The organism is Bacillus sp. 01N45 (assembly GCF_056399205.1).
Genome location: NZ_JBFTQW010000007.1, coordinates 48,199 through 66,760 on the forward strand (window position 1 = coordinate 48,199; position 18,562 = coordinate 66,760).

The 18,562-nt window shown below is 35.0% G+C and carries 21 protein-coding genes; 9 read left to right on the top strand and 12 right to left on the bottom strand.

Translation table 11 applies throughout. The features are described from left to right. Positions 1-20 precede the first annotated feature (20 nt). Both AC1DMU_RS17415 and AC1DMU_RS17420 read right to left on the bottom strand, forming a co-directional pair. Complete coding sequence (locus AC1DMU_RS17415; RefSeq protein WP_088062293.1) at positions 21-2,945, bottom strand: ATP-binding protein; 2,925 nt, start codon at positions 2,943-2,945, stop codon at positions 21-23. Next, positions 2,942-4,183 carry a metallophosphoesterase family protein gene (locus AC1DMU_RS17420; protein WP_088062291.1) on the bottom strand — a complete coding sequence of 414 codons (1,242 nt, stop codon included), beginning with the start codon at positions 4,181-4,183 and terminating at the stop codon, positions 2,942-2,944. The genes AC1DMU_RS17415 and AC1DMU_RS17420 overlap by 4 nt, the downstream gene beginning before the upstream one ends. 352 nt (positions 4,184-4,535) lie before the next feature. Here AC1DMU_RS17420 and AC1DMU_RS17425 point away from each other — a divergent pair, with 352 nt between their 5' ends. After that, entirely contained in the window at positions 4,536-4,721 is a 186-nt protein-coding gene (locus tag AC1DMU_RS17425; protein WP_000539551.1) for a YhzD family protein, read from the top strand. 26 nt (positions 4,722-4,747) lie between these two features. Here the strand turns inward: AC1DMU_RS17425 and AC1DMU_RS17430 are convergent, their stop codons facing one another. After that, positions 4,748-5,110: a hypothetical protein gene (locus AC1DMU_RS17430; RefSeq protein ID WP_000582797.1), complete on the bottom strand. Its 363-nt coding sequence runs from the start codon at positions 5,108-5,110 to the stop codon at positions 4,748-4,750. A gap of 154 nt (positions 5,111-5,264) precedes the next feature. On the opposite strand from AC1DMU_RS17430, the gene AC1DMU_RS17435 reads away from it, so the two are divergent. The 5 genes from AC1DMU_RS17435 to AC1DMU_RS17455 all read left to right on the top strand — a co-directional run bounded on the left by AC1DMU_RS17435 (position 5,265) and on the right by AC1DMU_RS17455 (position 8,991). Beyond that, complete coding sequence (locus AC1DMU_RS17435; RefSeq protein WP_000273536.1) at positions 5,265-5,405, top strand: YflJ family protein; 141 nt, start codon at positions 5,265-5,267, stop codon at positions 5,403-5,405. Positions 5,406-5,534: 129 nt separating this feature from the next. Next, the gene (locus AC1DMU_RS17440) at positions 5,535-6,527 is read left to right on the top strand and encodes a zinc-dependent alcohol dehydrogenase family protein (protein ID WP_088062289.1); all 993 of its coding nucleotides are present in this window, start codon (positions 5,535-5,537) and stop codon (positions 6,525-6,527) included. A gap of 160 nt (positions 6,528-6,687) precedes the next feature. Continuing rightward, on the top strand, positions 6,688-7,368 hold the full coding sequence (locus tag AC1DMU_RS17445) for a FadR/GntR family transcriptional regulator (protein WP_088062287.1): 681 nt from the start codon (positions 6,688-6,690) through the stop codon (positions 7,366-7,368). Positions 7,369-7,438: 70 nt separating this feature from the next. Next, a complete protein-coding gene (locus AC1DMU_RS17450; RefSeq protein WP_476941539.1) occupies positions 7,439-8,629 on the top strand; it encodes an MFS transporter in 1,191 nt (396 codons plus the stop codon). Positions 8,630-8,685: 56 nt separating this feature from the next. Continuing rightward, positions 8,686-8,991, top strand: a complete 306-nt coding sequence (locus AC1DMU_RS17455) for a hypothetical protein (RefSeq protein WP_088062283.1) — start codon at positions 8,686-8,688, stop codon at positions 8,989-8,991. Between the two features lie 96 nt (positions 8,992-9,087). Here the strand turns inward: AC1DMU_RS17455 and AC1DMU_RS17460 are convergent, their stop codons facing one another. The 5 genes from AC1DMU_RS17460 to AC1DMU_RS17480 form a co-directional block, all read right to left on the bottom strand. Further along, positions 9,088-9,234 (bottom strand): hypothetical protein, encoded by a 147-nt coding sequence (locus tag AC1DMU_RS17460; RefSeq protein ID WP_000498635.1) that lies wholly within the window; start codon positions 9,232-9,234, stop codon positions 9,088-9,090. A gap of 502 nt (positions 9,235-9,736) precedes the next feature. Then, on the bottom strand, positions 9,737-10,048 hold the full coding sequence (locus tag AC1DMU_RS17465) for a YbjQ family protein (RefSeq protein ID WP_000637510.1): 312 nt from the start codon (positions 10,046-10,048) through the stop codon (positions 9,737-9,739). Positions 10,049-10,184: 136 nt separating this feature from the next. Continuing rightward, entirely contained in the window at positions 10,185-10,388 is a 204-nt protein-coding gene (locus AC1DMU_RS17470; protein ID WP_088062281.1) for a DUF4028 family protein, read from the bottom strand. Between the two features lie 138 nt (positions 10,389-10,526). Further along, the gene (locus AC1DMU_RS17475) at positions 10,527-11,057 is read right to left on the bottom strand and encodes a general stress protein (protein ID WP_088062279.1); all 531 of its coding nucleotides are present in this window, start codon (positions 11,055-11,057) and stop codon (positions 10,527-10,529) included. Positions 11,058-11,093: 36 nt separating this feature from the next. Next, positions 11,094-11,234 (bottom strand): hypothetical protein, encoded by a 141-nt coding sequence (locus AC1DMU_RS17480; protein WP_080377776.1) that lies wholly within the window; start codon positions 11,232-11,234, stop codon positions 11,094-11,096. Between the two features lie 222 nt (positions 11,235-11,456). Here AC1DMU_RS17480 and AC1DMU_RS17485 point away from each other — a divergent pair, with 222 nt between their 5' ends. The 3 genes from AC1DMU_RS17485 (at position 11,457) to AC1DMU_RS17495 (ending at position 15,478) form a co-directional block, all read left to right on the top strand. Further along, a complete protein-coding gene (locus tag AC1DMU_RS17485) occupies positions 11,457-11,708 on the top strand; it encodes a hypothetical protein (RefSeq protein WP_000991707.1) in 252 nt (83 codons plus the stop codon). A gap of 205 nt (positions 11,709-11,913) precedes the next feature. Beyond that, entirely contained in the window at positions 11,914-14,604 is a 2,691-nt protein-coding gene (locus AC1DMU_RS17490; protein WP_088062277.1) for an ATP-binding protein, read from the top strand. Between the two features lie 16 nt (positions 14,605-14,620). Beyond that, the gene (locus AC1DMU_RS17495; protein WP_088062275.1) at positions 14,621-15,478 is read left to right on the top strand and encodes a CheR family methyltransferase; all 858 of its coding nucleotides are present in this window, start codon (positions 14,621-14,623) and stop codon (positions 15,476-15,478) included. Between the two features lie 38 nt (positions 15,479-15,516). Here AC1DMU_RS17495 and AC1DMU_RS17500 read toward each other — a convergent pair whose 3' ends face one another. The 4 genes from AC1DMU_RS17500 to rsbW form a co-directional block, all read right to left on the bottom strand. After that, entirely contained in the window at positions 15,517-16,659 is a 1,143-nt protein-coding gene (locus tag AC1DMU_RS17500; RefSeq protein ID WP_088062273.1) for a fused response regulator/phosphatase, read from the bottom strand. 167 nt (positions 16,660-16,826) lie between these two features. After that, a complete protein-coding gene (locus AC1DMU_RS17505; protein WP_088062271.1) occupies positions 16,827-17,267 on the bottom strand; it encodes a ferritin-like domain-containing protein in 441 nt (146 codons plus the stop codon). A 69-nt stretch (positions 17,268-17,336) separates the two neighbouring features. Continuing rightward, positions 17,337-18,113, bottom strand: a complete 777-nt coding sequence (gene sigB, locus AC1DMU_RS17510) for an RNA polymerase sigma factor SigB (protein ID WP_088062268.1) — start codon at positions 18,111-18,113, stop codon at positions 17,337-17,339. Further along, positions 18,076-18,558, bottom strand: coding sequence for an anti-sigma B factor RsbW (gene rsbW, locus AC1DMU_RS17515; protein ID WP_087957589.1), 483 nt, complete (start codon positions 18,556-18,558; stop codon positions 18,076-18,078). Before rsbW ends, sigB begins: the two co-directional genes overlap by 38 nt. Between the last annotated feature and the right edge of the window lie 4 nt (positions 18,559-18,562).

The window sequence follows — 18,562 nt, forward strand, 5'->3', positions numbered from 1 at the left end:
ATTACTTTTAGTATAGCATACTACAACTCATTTTCTTTACGCTTATGCGTTAATTTTATAATCTGTTTTTCTGTAAAATACGTTAATAAATGCGCATGGCATGTAAAGAAGATGACTTGTCTATCTTTCGCAATTTCCTTTATTAGTTCAATTGTACGATTCGTCCTTACCGCATCAAAATGTACAAAACTATCATCAATAATGAACGGATAATCATGCTCAAATGTTTTCGCTAATGCAAATCGTAACGATAAATATAACTGCTCTGCTGTCGCTTGGCTTAGTTCATGACTGTAAAAACGCATACCGTCGTTACGCTCAACGATGAACGGTTCTGCCTCTGACGGTGAAAAGATTTTACTATATCGTCCGCCTGTTAAATAGACAAAATACTCTTCTGATTTTTGTAAAATACGCGGAAGATGTACTTCATGATAATATTGCTTCGTTTTCGTTAATACTGTCTTTGCGGCCGCATAAGCAGCCCACTTCTTCACTTGTTCACGCACTTGCGCTTTTTTCATTTCCCATTCGTGCAGTAAATCACCGTACGTACTACCTTCTTCTAAATTCGCGATTTCCATACGATGTTTCGCAATACGCTCTGTCAGTTCTTTCTCTTTCATAAGACAATTTTGCGCAGCTGTCATTTCTTGCTTTAATTTTTCATCATAACCGTCAGCCTCATAATGTTCAGCTAATGATAAACTCGTTAAACGCTGTTCTAACAGATCAATTTGCGGTAATAAACGCCCGACTTGCTGCTCAGCATCTTCACGTTTTTCTGCCAGTTTACCTGCTTCTAAAAACATCTCTTCATCTGTAGAATGTGCGATATGCCATAAACTATCTCGTTCTACTAACAGTTGTTTCAATTGCTCTTGCATGAACTCATATTCTTCTTGCCATTCCACAAGCTTCTCTTTTAACTGCTTACAAGTTTGGCGCTTTTCTTTCTCATTTTGCATACGGCTTTGCGCCTCGTGCAGCTTACTATATTCCACACTACCGATAACAGTTTCTAGTTTATGTTCAAATTGCGAAATCATTTCATATAATGAAGATTTCCGCTCACTTTGTTTCTCTAACTCGCGATATAATTGCTGCATTTTTTCCATACGCTCAAACGCCGGCAATATGTGTGCATACGTATAAAATTCAGGGAACATATAGCGCACTTTATACACATTTACTTGTTCGCTAATGCGGAACGTTTCTCTCTCCCATTCCTCATACGATGAAACGACTTTATCATAAGCTCGCTCCATTTGCTGTAACTTATACGACTCACGCTCAAATAATTTACGTATCTCTTCATCTTTTTCTAATTGATAACGAACTGACATTGCTTCTTCACTTTGTCTCCCACCAGCACTTTGCTGAAGAGTAAGAAGCTCTTCTTGTAATCCACTTGACGGATCTTTATATAAAACGAGGGCAAGAACAATCCCTACAAAAACAATGACACTAATAAATAAGAGCGGGCGGTTGTCTATAAATAAGCTTGTGAATAAAACGACTGTGTTAATAAGAAGTAACAGAAGACAAACTCTTTGCCACTGTTTTTTCTTTTGCACTGCCGCTCCTGCCTTCTCTTCATACTTGCGCTTCATTCTCTCTGCGCCCATACCGATAAACGCCGCATCTTGGAATGACTTTTCTTTCTCAACTAGCGTATTTCGTTCTTCATCCGCTAACATTTGGTGCTTAACCTGTCTTATGTTTTCTTCTTGTTCTTCTAATTGCTCCTGCGCTACTTTGAAACGATCGTCAAGCTGTACTTTTTGCGTTTCTAGTTCGCGCGCCTTTTGCACCGTTTGCGTAATTAACTCTTTCGTTGCCAAACTCATATCAAACGAAAGAACTGTTTCTTTTTCAAAAGTAGCACCAATTTGTTGCTCTAATTCTGTCAGTTCTTCTTTTATATTCGTAATCGTTCCTGTTATATCACGCATTTCTTGGCGTGCATTTTCGTAAGACATATGCTGCATACGAAGTTCTTCTACATAACTTTCTTTTTGTAAAAATTCTTCATCTATTTGAATCGATTCAATTTCCGTTTGCACAGTCTCTATTTTCTTATGGAGTGAATCCACTTGTAATTGAAGCGGCTCAATCTTCGCCTTAATCGCTTCATAGCGCGCCATCCCGTTTACAGGAAATTGTCCGCCCTCGTTTTCTAACACTTTCTCATGCGCACGCTTTTCAATAACGAGAGGCTCTAGCACTGCTAATATTTCATAATCTTGCTTTCGCTTTTCTGCACTCTCTTTTTCCACGCGAACAAAAGCTAGCTGCTCTTCACTTTCTTTTAACTGCTCCACTTGCTTTTCATACGTGCCAATTTTCCCTTGCCACTCTTTCATCTTCTCTTCAAGCTTCTTCATTTCTTGCAGTGATACGTTAATTTCAGGTTTACGCCCACTCGGCTTAAAACGCTGATCCATTTCTTTTTCTAGCTTTTTATCTAGCTGTAATAACGCATCGCTTCCGACTGCGCTTGCTGAAAATAAATAATTTCCGATATCCGCTTCGCCGAGCTGATGAATATTTTGAAGGCCGTGCATATCAAATGAAAAGACAGATTCAAATAAACTTTCATTCATCCCGCTTAATATATCGTGTAAAATTTCCTCGTTGCCCGTTTTCCCGTCTTCAAAATAAACGGTCACCTCACCAGCTGCCGTCTTTGGCAACCGTTCAATTTTCAAACGGCCGTACTTCTCTGTTTGCACAGTCATCGCACCGCCATACTTGCCGCCTTCTTTCGGCTCATAACGGCGCTGTCCTCTCGTTGGAAAACCGAATAAAATACTTTTCATAAATGAGCGAATTGTCGATTTCCCCGCTTCATTTTCACCGTATAACACTGTCAGCATTGACAGATCCATTTCCACATTTTCTAATTTTCCGTACCCATAAATATGGAGTTTTTCAATTCTCATTTCTTATCCCTCTCTTGCTGGAATAATTGCTCTAAAATAATATTTTCTGCTTCCTTTTGAATCTCTTTCTTCTCTTCTTCTGTAAAAGATTCAATACTATTACGCGCTACAGGAGATGTCCAAATACTGCGCAATACGCCGTCCATATTGGTGAAAGCTTCTAACTCTTTCAGCACACTACCGACGAAATGATTTTCCTCTTTCAAACGCTCGATTTCCGCAAAAGAAACCGTCTCATTTTTCCACTTCATCGCATATACGAAGTCTTTTCGCTCTTCGCCAGCTGCTAAAATATGAAAGATCTCTTCCACACGTTTTTCATCACGTAAATAAGGAGAAAGTGGGCCTTGTCCTGTAAATACGACAGTAAGTAGCGTCCCTTCCTCTTCTCTTCGGCACTCATTCATCGCACTCGATGCGCTCGTCATAAGTTCATCAACAGTTTCAAGTCCATCAATATTCACTTCTATCTCATCCCACACAACATCCGCCGTATGGAAAAATGAACAGTGCGTTCCTTGTTTCGTGAGTTCAATCAGGTATGAACCCTTTTCCCCTGTCTCCTTACGATGACGTCCTTGTATATTACCTGGATAAATAATGCACGGCTCTTCTGATAAAATTTCACGTTTATGTATATGACCAAGAGCCCAATAATCAAACTGCTTTTCTTTCAGCTCACGAATTTGAAACGGTGCATAACGATTATGCTCTGCATCTCCTTCCACACTTCCGTGAAGCATGCCAATATGAAAAGGCGCATCACTCATTTTCGTAAACTGCGCTGTCATATTATCCGTTACCGCTTGCTGCAAATAACTAAACCCGTAAATAGAAGCTAACAACTCACCATTTTTATAAAATGATTTCTCTTCTACATAAGGCTCCGTAAACACATGAACATTTTCCGGAAACTCAATTGCTGTCCAGCTTCCCCCTAAATGATCGTGGTTACCGTGAATAATAAAAACAGGGATATCATACTGCGACAGTCTCTTCATTTGCTCGCGCACAAACACTTGCGCTCTCAAACTTCTCGTCTCCGCATCATACAAATCCCCGGCTAGTAATACGAAATCAACGCGCTCTTGAATCGCTTTATCAACAATACGCTCGAACGATTCAAACGTACTCTGCTTCATTCTCTCCCAAACAGACTGCGGTACATTCATCTCCATTCCTTTAAACGGACTATCCAAATGCAAATCAGCCGCATGTATAAACTTCACTTGTTTCACAAATAACGATCCTTTCTATATTTCAAAAGTTTCATTTTATCCGCATGAACACAAACACTACATGCTCAATTGGTGAAAACTAGTAATAAGCAGGAAATAAAAAACTCCCCACTGATTAAAGTTTCACTTTACCCCGTATTAACGGGCAGTAGGCAAAGAAGCCAATCTGAAAGTAAACTGCCCATAAATACCCGATTGGTTCAACTAATAACTAGTGGGGATGAAAAGACTCCCCACTAGTTAAAGTTTCACTTTATTGTAACACGCAATGTCATATATTTCTTTGCATATTCTAGCGATTTATGCCAAAATAGTTATAAGATTCTGATTTTTATTATTGGAGGGAATTTTCATGGGAGTATACGTTCTAACAGTCTTTGAAAAAGATGGTTCTAAAGCATTAGACGAATCATTCGAGGCGGCAACTGAAAAAGAAGCGAAAGCAAAAGGTGAATCTATTTTACAAGAAAAAGGATTGTATGAAAAAACACATCGCTGCACATCTTCTGCAGGTAAGCTCGTTTTATTCCAGCGCTAAAAAAAGAAGCGTCATCCGCTTCTTTTTCACTCTACTATATCTTCGTCACACCACGTAAACACCACATCTAGAATGCGATTACCGATACGTACGCGCTTATTCCATTTTCCTGTTTGGATCTGATGTTGCAATTCTGCTTTCATCTTTTCCGTCCAGTCGTGAATCGTTTCACTACCGTTGTACGGATATACGCTCGGAAACTCTTCCTGCAGTAGATGCAAGCTCTCTGCATCAAAATGAAAATGGAAGAAGTAGTTTGCTGTAAGCGATGGTTCTTGCAATCGTAAAAAATGATCATCAACTTGCTTTCTATTCCTATAGAAAGTAAAGATATTCACTTTACCGCTCGTAATTTGGTCAATTTGAATTTCGTGCTTCTCTATAATCACGTCTTGCCCACCTCGTTATATACTATCCTTAGTATATATGTCTTTTGCAACAAAGTTAACCATTTTCGCGCGAAATTCATTTCCTTCATTATATTACCTGTACCTCCATATGCAATCAGAACAAATAAAAACAAAGTTGAAGGGGAGCGATCACATGTATTTCGGAAGCAAAGGTTGGTATGTAAAAGAACTTAAAAAATTAGGTATTCGTACTTATGAAGGTAAAAAACTAGAATCATATCGTACGCATGTGTTATCTAGTTTACTTGAGAGAATGAAGAAGGCTTCGGCTTAATAGATGTAGGAAGCAGCTGCGGTTGCTTCCTTTTTATTTTGCACATATCCCCTCCTACATGTAAATCAAACAAGCAATTGAACTACAGGTGTTATAATAAATCCAACTACACTAAGGGGGAACATTACTTTGCACGGAAAACACATTCAATTTCACAAGTTTGGTAACCCAAAAGATGTATTACAAGTTGAATATAAAAATATAGAACCATTAAAAGATAATGAAGTTTTAGTTCGTATGTTAGTTAGACCGATTAATCCATCTGACTTAATTCCAGTAACCGGAGCGTACGCACATAGAATCCCTTTACCTAGCATACCTGGTTATGAAGGTGTTGGCATTGTAGAAGATGTTGGCTCTTTCGTTTCTAGAGACCTTATCGGTAAACGTGTTTTACCGTTACGCGGAGATGGTACCTGGCAAGAGTTCGTTACAACATCAGCTGACTTTGTAGTCCCTATCCCTGATTCTATCGATGATTTTACAGCGGCACAAATGTATATTAATCCCCTTACAGCTTGGGTTACATGTACAGAAACACTAAATTTAAAACAGGATGACGTTTTATTAGTGAACGCTTGTGGATCCGCTATTGGTCATCTTTTCGCGCAGTTATCACAAATTTTAAACTTCCGATTAATTGCTGTTACAAGAAATAATAAGCATACAGAAGAATTACTACGCCTTGGTGCTGAGTATGTAATTGATACCTCCACTGCCCCGCTTTATGAAACAGTTATGGAATTAACAAACGGGCTCGGTGCAGATGCTGCGATTGACTCTATCGGAGGACCAGATGGAAATGAATTAGCTTTTTCCTTACGTCCAAACGGGCACTTTTTAACAATTGGTCTTCTATCAGGAATACAAGTGAACTGGGCAGAGATTGTCACGAAAGCAAAAGTGTACGCGAACATATTTCATTTACGACATTGGAATAAAGAAGTATCACCATATAAATGGCAAGAAACGTTTCGTCACTTAATTCGCTTAGTGGAAAACAAACAATTACATTTTATGAAAGTCCATTCTACGTATGACTTAGCAGATGTGAAAAGTGCGGTTGATGTTGTGCAGTCTGCTGAGAAAATGAAAGGGAAAGTGTTTTTGACGAGCTATTAAATGCAATTGAAGGATCTATTTTGATTGATTTTTTCAAAATAGATTTTTTTATGTCTTATAAACCCTATTTTAGTATCCCATTTCAACTACCTAAAAAATAACATTGTCAACCGAACTTAAATTGGTTATCATAAAAACGAATATAACAGGAGATGAGCAGATGAATATGAACGAAAAGAAACCTTTTTCAAAAGTTTCTCGGCGGAAATTAGTCGATGAAGTGTTGGAACGTCTACAAGAGAAAATCTTTTCTGGCGAGTATGAAGTTGGTGATCGCCTCCCTACAGAGCCGCAGTTAATGGAAGAGTTAGGGGTAGGACGTTCAACACTGCGAGAAAGCATAAAGATATTAGTACATGCTGGCATATTAGAAGTTCGACAAGGACAAGGTACTCGTATTGTCTCACTCAATACAACGCAAGATTCATTTGAAAAACGATTGCAAGTAGCTAATATAAATCATGTGTATGAAGCACGAAATATGCTAGATAAAGAAGTAGCGATGTTAGCGGCACAGCGCCGAAGCGACGAGGATCTTTTATACTTGAAAGGACATTTGAACAAAAGAAAACATGCCCTTCAAGAAGGTAATTATGTAGCATACATAGATGCAGACATTCAGTTTCATCTAGCCATTGCAAAGGCGAGCAAAAACGAAGTTCTACTTGATTTGTATCAATCTTTCGTACCTGCCCTTCGCCACATTTTAAGCCAATTCATATTAAATACAGTGGACTATAAAGATAACTCTGACATTCATGAAAAGTTATTCCAAGCTATTTTTAAACAAAATGCAGAAGAGGCACGAACATACGCTGTTCAAAATTTGGAGCTGAAATAAGCTCCTTATCTATTACACACAAACATCAGATGATATACCGAATAACATCTGATGTTTATGAGAGGAGAAAATGAAATTGAAACATCAAGAACGAACTTATTTGTATATACTAGCACTATTTTTTGTTTCCATTAATTTACGTATCGGAATTACATCTGTTTCACCTGTATTAGAAACAATCCGACAAGACTTAAATATAAGCAATTTTTCCGTTAGTTTTTTAACAGCTATTCCTGTTTTTTGTATGGGGACATTCGCCTTACTGACTGGGAAGGTAATTAAAAAATTCGGAGCAGAAAAAGCAATTATGGCTTGTCTTATTTTAATTGGCTTTGCCACATGTATGAGGGCTGTTACCTTTTCTATTTTCACATTATTCGCGAGCTCTTTATTTATCGGTATTGGAATTGCACTTGCAGGTCCGTTACTATCAGGTTTTATTAAAGAAAAATTCCCTACGAAAATCGGCTTAATGATTGGCATATATTCAGTAGGTATGGGAACTGGTGCTTCTTTAAGTGCAGGGTTAACGATTCCTTTACAACATGTATTAAAAGACGAGTGGAATATGGCACTCGCTTTTTGGGGTGTACTTACTATTATCGCTATTATGTTTTGGTATCCCGTTATGAAACGAAATAAGAATACGAGTACACAAAATAAAAAGAATAATAGCTTACCTTTAAGAAATAAAAAAGCATGGTTGTTCACAATCTTTTTCGGGATACAATCAGGAATCTTTTATTCCATTACGACTTGGCTTGCGCCGGCAAATCAAAGTATGGGTGTGAGTAGCGAACAAGCGGGGACTCTTATAACTGTTTTTACAGTGATTCAAATGATATGCAGCTTTTTAATTCCAACATTAGCGGATATTTATAAAAACAGAGCACTTTGGTTATTAGGGAGTATATGCTTTGTACTCGTAGGTTTATCGCTTATGATTTACCCATTAACCACACCATGGGTCCCTTCTATTTTACTAGGTATCGGGCTCGGCGGCGTATTTCCACTCGCTCTTATGCTACCGCTATATGAAACAAAAACTTCAGAAGATGCGAGTGCATGGACTGCTATGATGCAATCAGGAGGATATATTATGGGCGGATTCATTCCTGTCCTAGCAGGAATCGCTCGTGACTATTTTAATAGTTATACGCAAGTTTTTATTATAATGACACTTTTAAGCTTCATTTTATTCCTATTAACTTTAGTCATGAATAAAAGGAAAAGAAATGCAGAAGATCTTGTCTCCGCTTAAATTTAAAATGTTAATATATGGTATAATTTAATTTAAAAGCGAAAGGAGCTTCTAACATGTGGTTCATTTCGGCAATCGCGCCTGTTGTAATAGTTGGTGGAATTGTAGTATTTGTAATTAAAAGATTGGAACATAAATATAAGAACGGAAAATTAGGTAAGAAAAAATCTCAAAAAGCTCAACTGTTATTAGATAGTTTAATACCTATGGGAATGCTTGTCGGCTGTATAATCGGTTTAATTTTCGGTATGTTTTTCCCGGACTTCTCACTGCTTTCCATTAGTTTAGGGTCTGGAATAGGCTATTTATTTGGTTATTTCGCCTATGAAATTTATAGCAAGACAGGAAATAATTTTTCATAATCCAAAAGAAATAAGTGAGGACAGTACATAGTAGTCATATAAAATATGTACTGTCCTTTATTTTTGCATCAACGTTATCACCTTACCTTCCACATCCTATACACCTTTTTTATTGATTTTCCTCTCCTCCCTCTTTTGTATATCCGCTTTTTTATTTTCATTGGATCTATACCCATAGTAAAGTAGAGCACATGTAATAACTGAACCTACAATATATCCTAAAAAACATCCTAACCAAAACATAATGTAACCCCCTCTATTCATTATAAATTTTATGTAATACAACTCTTTACATGCTCAATCGTTTATTTCTATAAACTATACACCCTCTAAAGTTATTCATACCATTATTTCTCCCCTTACCTCAAATAACAATTTTATTATTTATCATAAAGTTAACACTCTCGTTAAACATATATAAAGATTGTTGTATTTCTTACTTTTCTCCTTGAAAACAATATATACTACATTTGAAATAAGCGGGTACGTCTGCTTATTATCTAAATTCCCGTGCAATACCCCCTCACGAAATGCTAGGAGCAATCCTAGCATTTTTTACAATAACGTTTTACTTATTTTAAACATATGTACAGTATAGTTTTTTTCAGCTTATCCCTTAAGCGGTTATATCATTTTAGCGAGCCAGTACATTCGCCATCAACTCTTCTTCATTTTAACTGTAGTCATGAAACAAAAAAATCCCCTCAAAGCATGAACTTCAAGGGGGAGCCTGTTTTTTATTTACTTATATACGTACAGCTGTACCACTTACAGCAACCATTAACATTCCATCACGAACAACTTCGTAATCTACGTCAATACCAACGATAGCGTTCGCACCTTTTTGTTTTGCAAGTTCTTTCATTTCATCCATTGCGATATCACGAGCTTCTTTTAGCTTGCTTTCGTAAGAACCAGCACGACCACCGACAACATCACGAACGGAAGCGAATAAGTCGCGGACAATATTTGCACCCATAATAGCTTCACCATTTACAATATCAATATACTCAATAATTTCTTTACCTTGAATTCCAGACGTTGTTGTTACAATCATGACTGACACTCTCCTAATATGTTGTAGTTTTTTAATGCGCTTTCTTATGTCTTTATTATGACACAGAAAAAGTATCTAATCTATTGAATTACCTTACAGGAGTGTGACAATTTTGTAAGAATGAAACGGCTATTATTTAATAAACCGCTTTTACGTTAGGATACATAAACGATTTTCTATTTTCTTTCCAATCCTTTTCCACTTCTTTAAAGGTTGGTCGCCCTAATTCTTCATTGTTTTCCTGTTTACTAAACCATTTCTTCACATACTGCTCTCCATTTTTATTTTGAACCGTACAAAGGAAACTATTACTACTATCCTTTAATATTTTTACAATCACGAAAAGACACCCCTTCTCTCTTAAACTTGATCTTTTACTATAAGCCCTTCCTCTCTTATAGTCATACGACTCCTCGGCCGTGCCAAAGTTGTAAGATCAAAAACGATATTCATTATGTTTAAATATGTGACGTACATATTATTTAAAGAAATCAGAGTTATACGCATTATGCTTATCAAATATTTTATAGATTTCTAACTTATCATCTAATTTTGCATCTACTAAAATTAATATATTTCCATCGTAAATGTATTCTTCATATTTCTTAGCATGTTCTTCGGGAATTCCTAATCCGATAAATGCTCCTATTAAACTTCCAGCTCCTCCGCCAATACCGGCTCCTCCAATAGCTGCTGCGATAGGTCCCGCTGCTACGATTGGACCCATTCCAGAAACGGCAAGTATACCAAGACCTGTTAATAAACCACCGAGTCCGCCTGCTACTCCTCCTGCCACAAGCCCTGTCGCTGAAAAGATATCCGCTTTATGTGCAGTTTCATGATTCACTTTTTCACCCGATTTTTCTTCCAGATGTTCAATTTCCTTTTGATCCTTCGCAATAGCTGAAATATTATCCGCCGAGTATCCTTTATCATTTAATTCATTAATAACGAACGCCGCATCATCAATTGTTCTAAAAACACCTACTATTTTTCTATCTACATCCATAACTATTAACCTCCTAAAGTTTTATATAATGTATCTTTATCTTTCTTCATTTCTGTATACACTAATCTTCTTATTAACATAACCATTTACGAAAAAAGCGAATAATAAAAGGATCACAAGCGAACTACTTAACAAGTAAATTAAATCAAATGTAATATTAATCATCATTTCATTCATGTATACCAGACTCCTTTTTATTTAAAGTAAAAGTATATTTTTATAGACTAGAACTCTTATAATTCATCTTCAGTCAATCTCTTTCTAGTATATGTATACCCTTCATAACCCTTTCTAAACCTAAAATACTATAATTATATTTTTTCTTATTTATATGTTTAACATTTTTTAAAACGGGTATGTTTATATTGTTATGCTTATTATATGGAAAGGAATATTTCGATGAATGCAATCCAATCTACTACTATTCTTTATAATGAAACACCTACAATAACGCAGATTCATCATTTTTATGCTTTAATGACAACATTTCAAACGAATTTATTTATAAGTAAACACGGAACACTTACTTCTATTAAAAGCTTAAGCACATTAATATCCTTTTTCCTTACTGTAAAAAAGAGAGAGCTTGTATTATTTATCTTTGAAGGAATAGATGCAAAAAAAGCTTTAAGAACACTCTTTCCTTCTTAAAAGTTTTATTATCCCCCTATTCCCTCGATCGTTACTTTTCATATATGTTTTTATATTTCAAAATGATTTCCTCTATTAAAAAAGAACCCCCTAATACAATAGGGGGATTTCTAGTTTGGCCTTATGAAAACTGATATAATATATATTACGTTTTTCATTCTTTACAATTGAAAACTTTGAATAACCTTGAAGGTAGGAATTTTTAATGAAATCGAAAGCAAAATTTAGTATTCGCTTCAAAATTATGGCTGGTTATTTAGTTATCATTTTGTTCTTGCTTATTTCTTTCATTATGTTAAACAATGGGATTTCCAGTTTACAAAAATCTCGTAATTTTATTATTGATCACGATTTTAAAGTTCTTAATTTAACGAATCAAGTGGAGAAAGATTTACTAACAATTGAAAATAAAGCGAAAGGATTTATCACTTCTAATGATGCAAATTACGTTCAATCTCTTAACGCTGCGGAAAAGGATTACGAAAAACATTATCAAGATCTTTTAGCTCTATTAGAGGATAACCCTTCTCAGCAAGAAAAATTAAAACAGATTAATGAAAACATTACTAGTTGGATTAATAAAGAGATTCACCCATTCATTACGAATCACAATAGTAATAACGTACAAGCAATCGACACGACTCAAATTCAATCACTACAATCGCAGCTAACTAACTTCCGTAGTGTAGAGGAACAACTAACGAAAAAAAGAGCTGCACAATTAGATACTCAAAATAATAAATTAGAGATTTGGTTATACGGTTTATTGTTCTTACTTTCTTGTATTTCTATTATCATTTCACTCTATATTTCGAATTCCATTACAAAAACGATTAAAAACGTAATTCAAGCTATTAAATCCATTTCTTCTAAAGAAAAAATTACGGAAAGAATTCATGTAAACACACGGGATGAAATAAAAGATCTTGCTCATACAACGAACCACCTACTAGACGAAATATCTAAAAGAGAGTGGTTACAAACCGAGCTTGCAGAATTAATTTTAATGTATCAAGGTGTACCTTCTATTGAGATATTAGGTAAAAAAATTCTTAGTGGAGTTATACAAAAAACGCAAACCTCTTGCGGTGCATTCTATGTACGTGAAGAAATTGAAGAAACTGTCTACTATGTAAAGAAAGCTTCTTTCGCCGATCAAGGTGCTGATATTGGAAAACAATCCATTAAAATGGGTGAAGGTTTAATTGGACAATGTGCTTTAGAAAAACAAAGCTTTATTCTTCGAGAAATACCAGAAGAATTTCGTTATGTCACTAGCGGCTTATTAGAAATACGCCCTAAAAACCTACTAGTCGTCCCTATCTTATTTGAGGATGAAGTAATCGCAGTAATGGAATTAGTAAGTGTAACTGAGATTTCAGACTTACATCAAGATTTAATTCAACAAACTGTTGATAACCTAGGTTTAACAATCCATAGTATTATGGGACGTATGCGAATTCAAACTCTTTTACATGAATCACAAGCAATGACAGAAGAGTTGCAAGTTCAATCAGAAGAATTGCAAACGCAAGCTGAAGAACTACAAATGCAAGCCGAAGAATTACGAACAACGAATGAACAACTAGAGTCTAGAACGGAAGAGGCAGAGCAAAAGACAGCTGACTTACAAATTACTAAATCAGAATTAGAAGAAAAAGCAAGTGAGTTATTACGTAGCTCAAAATACAAATCAGAATTTCTAGCAAATATGTCTCATGAATTACGCACACCGTTAAATAGTATTTTACTATTATCTGAAATGTTAAAAGAAAATCATGATAATCATTTATCCGACGATGAAATTGAATTAGCAACTGTCATTCATTCATCAGGAAAAGATTTACTTACTTTAATTAATGACATACTTGATTTATCTAAAGTAGAAGCTGGAAAACTAGATGTTATTTTCGAAGCAACAAACATAAGTGACATGGCAGCAAGTATGCATCAAAACTTTTTACATATAGCTGCACAAAAAAATGTCGAATTTACGATTGAAGACAGTGATACGATTCCTGATCTATTTTATACAGATGCAAAACGGATTGAACAAATTATTAAAAACTTATTATCCAATGCATTTAAATTCACGGAAAAAGGATCCGTCTCTTTACATTTCAATTCAATAGAAGCAACTAATTTAAGTCATGAAATGCAGTCTATAAGTAATGATTGGATTACAATTTCAGTAAAAGATACTGGTATTGGTATCGCTAAAGAACAGCAGCAACTCATTTTCGAAGCCTTTCAACAGGCAGATGGAGCAACAATTCGGAAATATGGTGGTACAGGCTTAGGGTTATCTATTTGTAAAGAGTTTGCTAGATTGTTAGGTGGTTGGATTACGTTAGAGAGTAATGTAGGAGAAGGCAGTACTTTCACTGTATATATTCCTAACCTTCCAAATGGATTAACTGATATACAAGTATCCAATTTAGAGGTTGCAGCAACGATAGAAGATGTTACCCCTGCTGAAGTTGTGGAGGAAACTATCGTGACTCCTGAAACAAATAATGTCTTCCAAGAGAAAACCATTTTAATTGTCGATGATGATCACCGAAATATATTTGCATTACAAAATGCATTAAAAAAACAGCATGCCAACATTATTACTGCACAAAATGGCATAGAGTGTTTAGACATACTAAAAAACAATACAAATATTGACCTTATTTTAATGGATATTATGATGCCGAATATGGACGGTTATGAAACGATGGAACATATCCGAATGAACTTAAGGTTATATGAAATACCTATTATCGCATTAACTGCGAAAGCAATGCCAAATGATAAAGAGAAATGTTTATCTGCTGGTGCTTCAGATTATATAAGTAAACCATTAAATTTACATCAACTCTATTCGGTAATGAGTGTATGGTTAATAAAATAAGTGAGGTTTAATTTAAGTGGAAAATAAGTATTATAATTTTGATCCATCCGTCGATATGGATAAGCGCACGAACTTAGAAATTGAATTACTATTAGAAGCGGTATTTAAACTATCTGGCTTCGATTTCCGCCAATATGCTCGTACATCTATTTATAGAAGAATTTGTAATCGAATGCAGATCTCTAATATACCAACCATTTCAAAGTTAATTGAAAAAGTAATTCATGAGGAAGGGTTTTTAGAACAGTTATTAAATGATTTCTCCATTAATGTAACTGAAATGTTCCGTAACCCTAACTTTTTTAAAGCGCTAAGAGAGCATGTCATTCCTGAATTAAAAAAGTATCCTGAAATTAGAATTTGGCATGCTGGATGCGCAACTGGTGAAGAAGTATTATCCATGTCCATCTTACTTCACGAAGAAGGATTAAGTGAAAAAGCTGTTATTTACGCAACAGATATGAATACAAATGTGTTAGAAAAAGCAAAACAAGGCATCCTTCCGTTAAATAAAATGCAAACTTATACGAAAAACTATTTACAAGCTGGCGGTACACAAGCATTTTCTAACTACTATTCAACAGATAATCGTTTTGCTTATTTTAATCCATCTCTTTTACAAAACATTATCTTTGCGCAACATAATTTAGTAACTGATCAATCTTTTAACGAATTTCATATTATACTTTGCCGTAACGTTTTAATTTATTTTACAGGTAAACTTCAAAACCAAGTACAGCAACTATTTTATGAAAGTTTAGGCCACAATGGATTCCTATGTTTAGGAAATAAAGAAACTCTTCGTTTTTCAAATATAATGCCGCATTATATCCAGTTTAATCCGAACGAACAAATCTATCAAAAAATACAATAAAAGCGTATGAAATCCTCTGTTTGGATTTCATACGCTTTTTATTTCGCATTCGTTTGTATCATAATGAGGCACATATCATCTGATTGTGTTTTCTTCTGTTCTTCCTTATAAAACCCTTCTATCTCTTCTTCTAAATCTCCCCATTTTCTTTCTGTAAAAGCACGTAATTTCTCTTCAGACTCAAATTCATCATTTGCAATTGCTTCAAGCACACCATCTGTAAATAATAATATTTGAGCGTTCTCCTCAAAAGGTATAACTGTCTTTTCAACTTTTATTTCATCAAAAAATCCTACCGCACAACCCCCGCGATTTAGTTCCACTACATTCGCTTCATCGACTAAAACGTATCCAGAAGGATGTCCTGCATTTACATATTCAATTGTTCTCTTTTCTGTATCAACTACTAAGTATATCGCTGTAAAATAATATGGAATATTATCATTCTCATTATGTAAAAGAGTCATATATTTATTTAAGTCTTTAATGACAAGTTCTGGATCGATTAAAGATTTAATCGTTTCACGTAATACAGACGAAATAAACATACAAACTAATGAAGCAGATATACCATGTCCCATCACATCTAATAATATAATACCGTAGCGGTTTTTATCGATTTTATACCAATAATACATATCTCCAGCTAGTTTGAATGAAGGTAAATAGCTTGCTTCAATTTTTATATGATCTTCTCTTAATGGGCTACTTAATAAGTTTCTTTGTACTTGTGTAGCTAAATCCAATTCATTACGAAGGTTTTCTTCTTGTTCTTTATGCCAATTTAATTCCGATTTCAAGCGTAATGCTACACGCATACGCGCTAACAATTCAACTTTATTTATCGGTTTCGTAATATAATCCATTGCGCCTATATCAAGCGCTTCAGCTAATTTATTCGCATCTTCTAAAGCTGTTACAAAAATAATAGGAATATCTTTAAACTTCTCCTCTTTTTGTAATCGCCTACAAACTTCAAGTCCGTCAATTTCAGGCATCATAATATCTAATAGTATTAAATCAATTTCATTATACCTGGAAGAATCTTTTCCAAATTGAATGTATTCGAAAAGCTCTTGTGCAGAATTAAGCGATACAAGATCCTGATATCCGGCTTGTTTTAAAATTTTTTCAATTACAAAGATGTTAACCGGATTATCATCGACAATTAAAATGGACACAAGTTATTTCCCCTTTTCTTATATAAAATGTAAATCTATGATCATTTTCTATTTTTCTAGTATTACATACTCAGTTACAAAATGAAAATTTCCTACTCAAACATATTTTTTATACAGCAAAAGAACAAACCCCCTAGAAATGAGAGTTTGTTCTTTCACTCTATAAATTAATTTAACACCATTGCTTTATCACTTAAAAGACGATCTAACTCTTCCATATGATTTGTTTCATCTGCAATCATATCTTCTAACTTTACAACTAACTCTGTCATATTTAATTTCGCGGCCTGCTCTTTTCTCGTTTCATAACGCTTAATTGTTTCATATTCTGACTTCCTAGCTTCTTCTAACATTTCTCTAACATCTTCTACTTGTTTCACTGGTAAAGGGATCGTAGTAGGTGTACCACCTAACGTCTTAATTTTCTCCGCTAAATATAGGGCATGTCCTTGTTCATCACTAATTTCAGATTCAAAGAAAGGTTTTAACACTTGTCTATATATACCAGAAACTGTAGCAGCATTATGGTTATACATAATAATTGCCGAGTATTCTCCTGCTAAATCTTTATTCAATCCTTCGATTAGTTCTTTCACATCGTGTGACATTTTTATATCTCCTCCTATACTTAATAACTACCCCTTTTCTCATGTTTTAAACATAATTCTTTAAAATTTTTATGTATCTAAAAACGCTGCTTGCTTCAATTTACTTATCGCTTGTCTTTTAATACGAGAAACGTGCATTTGTGAAATACCTAACCGTTCCCCTGTATCCTTTTGATTTAAATTCTCTCCAAATATATAATGAATGACACTCTTTTCCGTCTCATTTAATACGTTAAAAATATCCTTTAAAACGAGACGTCTTTCTGTCTCTTCATATCCTTGCTCTACTTCACCTACAGATTCAATTCTCGCTACCGAACTGCCATCAGATGAATTTTCAACTACATCGTCTAAGGAAGATACTCGATAATTATTTTTCGCATCCATAATTTCTAGCACTTCCTCTTCGGATAGTTCTAAATGATCCGCAATCTCTATAATCTTCGGTGAACGTTGCAGTTGATCTGTTAGCTCCTCTATCGCAAGTTTAATCTTCCCGCCTAAATCTTTAATTCGCCTTGGAACATGAATACCCCAAGTTTTATCACGTAAATACTTCTTTATTTCGCCTACTATCGTAGGTATTGCAAACGGCTCAAAAGCATTCCCTATCGAGTAATCATACCTTCTTATTGCGCCTAAGAGCCCTAACATTCCTACTTGTATAATATCCTCATGCATCGGCCCACCTTTTGAATAGCGATATGCAATGGAATGTACGAGATTTTTATAGTGATGAACTAATCTTTCCTGTGCTTCATCACATTGGTTTTGTTGGAAGTCTGCAATTAGTTTAATAACGTCTTCTTTAGCAAGATTTGTAGGTTGAGATTGGATTTCCATCATTCTCCACCTGCTCTCTTTGTATATATTTTGTCATTAAAACTGTCATGCCCTCATCATGCATAATTTGTATATCATCCATTAACGTATTGATTAAATATAAACCTAAACCATTTTCCGGCAAATGTTCTACTGGTTTACTAATATCATACGGACCAACTTTCTCTTTTAAGGTGCTAAAATCAAAGCTAATCCCATTATCAGCAACCATAATTTCTAATCGATCTTCATATAGCCCAAAGACAATTGCAATTTCTCCAACGTCTTCTTTGTATGCATGTTGTACAATATTTGTACATGCTTCACTAATAGCAATTTTCATATCTTCTATATCGTCATAAGCAAAGCCCATTCGATTCGCAACACCAGCCATTGTTAAACGAATAATAGCCACATATTCTGCCTTTGCAGGAATTTTCATTTCTATCTTTTCAAATCTCTCCATCATCCCT

Bases quoted from the DNA above. Each gene is read 5' to 3' on its own strand.
- AC1DMU_RS17415 (WP_088062293.1), bottom strand. From the start codon at position 2,945: ATGAGAATTGAAAAACTCCATATTTATGGGTACGGAAAATTAGAAAAT.
- AC1DMU_RS17425 (WP_000539551.1), top strand. From the start codon at position 4,536: ATGGGAGTATACGTTCTAACAGTCTTTGAAAAAGATGGTTCTAAAGCA.
- AC1DMU_RS17435 (WP_000273536.1), top strand. From the start codon at position 5,265: ATGTATTTCGGAAGCAAAGGTTGGTATGTAAAAGAACTTAAAAAATTA.
- AC1DMU_RS17445 (WP_088062287.1), top strand. From the start codon at position 6,688: ATGAATATGAACGAAAAGAAACCTTTTTCAAAAGTTTCTCGGCGGAAA.
- AC1DMU_RS17450 (WP_476941539.1), top strand. From the start codon at position 7,439: ATGAAATTGAAACATCAAGAACGAACTTATTTGTATATACTAGCACTA.
- AC1DMU_RS17455 (WP_088062283.1), top strand. From the start codon at position 8,686: ATGTGGTTCATTTCGGCAATCGCGCCTGTTGTAATAGTTGGTGGAATT.
- AC1DMU_RS17460 (WP_000498635.1), bottom strand. From the start codon at position 9,234: ATGTTTTGGTTAGGATGTTTTTTAGGATATATTGTAGGTTCAGTTATT.
- AC1DMU_RS17465 (WP_000637510.1), bottom strand. From the start codon at position 10,048: ATGATTGTAACAACAACGTCTGGAATTCAAGGTAAAGAAATTATTGAG.
- AC1DMU_RS17475 (WP_088062279.1), bottom strand. From the start codon at position 11,057: ATGGATGTAGATAGAAAAATAGTAGGTGTTTTTAGAACAATTGATGAT.
- AC1DMU_RS17480 (WP_080377776.1), bottom strand. From the start codon at position 11,234: ATGAATGAAATGATGATTAATATTACATTTGATTTAATTTACTTGTTA.
- AC1DMU_RS17485 (WP_000991707.1), top strand. From the start codon at position 11,457: ATGAATGCAATCCAATCTACTACTATTCTTTATAATGAAACACCTACA.
- AC1DMU_RS17490 (WP_088062277.1), top strand. From the start codon at position 11,914: ATGAAATCGAAAGCAAAATTTAGTATTCGCTTCAAAATTATGGCTGGT.
- AC1DMU_RS17505 (WP_088062271.1), bottom strand. From the start codon at position 17,267: ATGTCACACGATGTGAAAGAACTAATCGAAGGATTGAATAAAGATTTA.
- sigB (WP_088062268.1), bottom strand. From the start codon at position 18,113: ATGATGGAAATCCAATCTCAACCTACAAATCTTGCTAAAGAAGACGTT.
- rsbW (WP_087957589.1), bottom strand. From the start codon at position 18,558: ATGATGGAGAGATTTGAAAAGATAGAAATGAAAATTCCTGCAAAGGCA.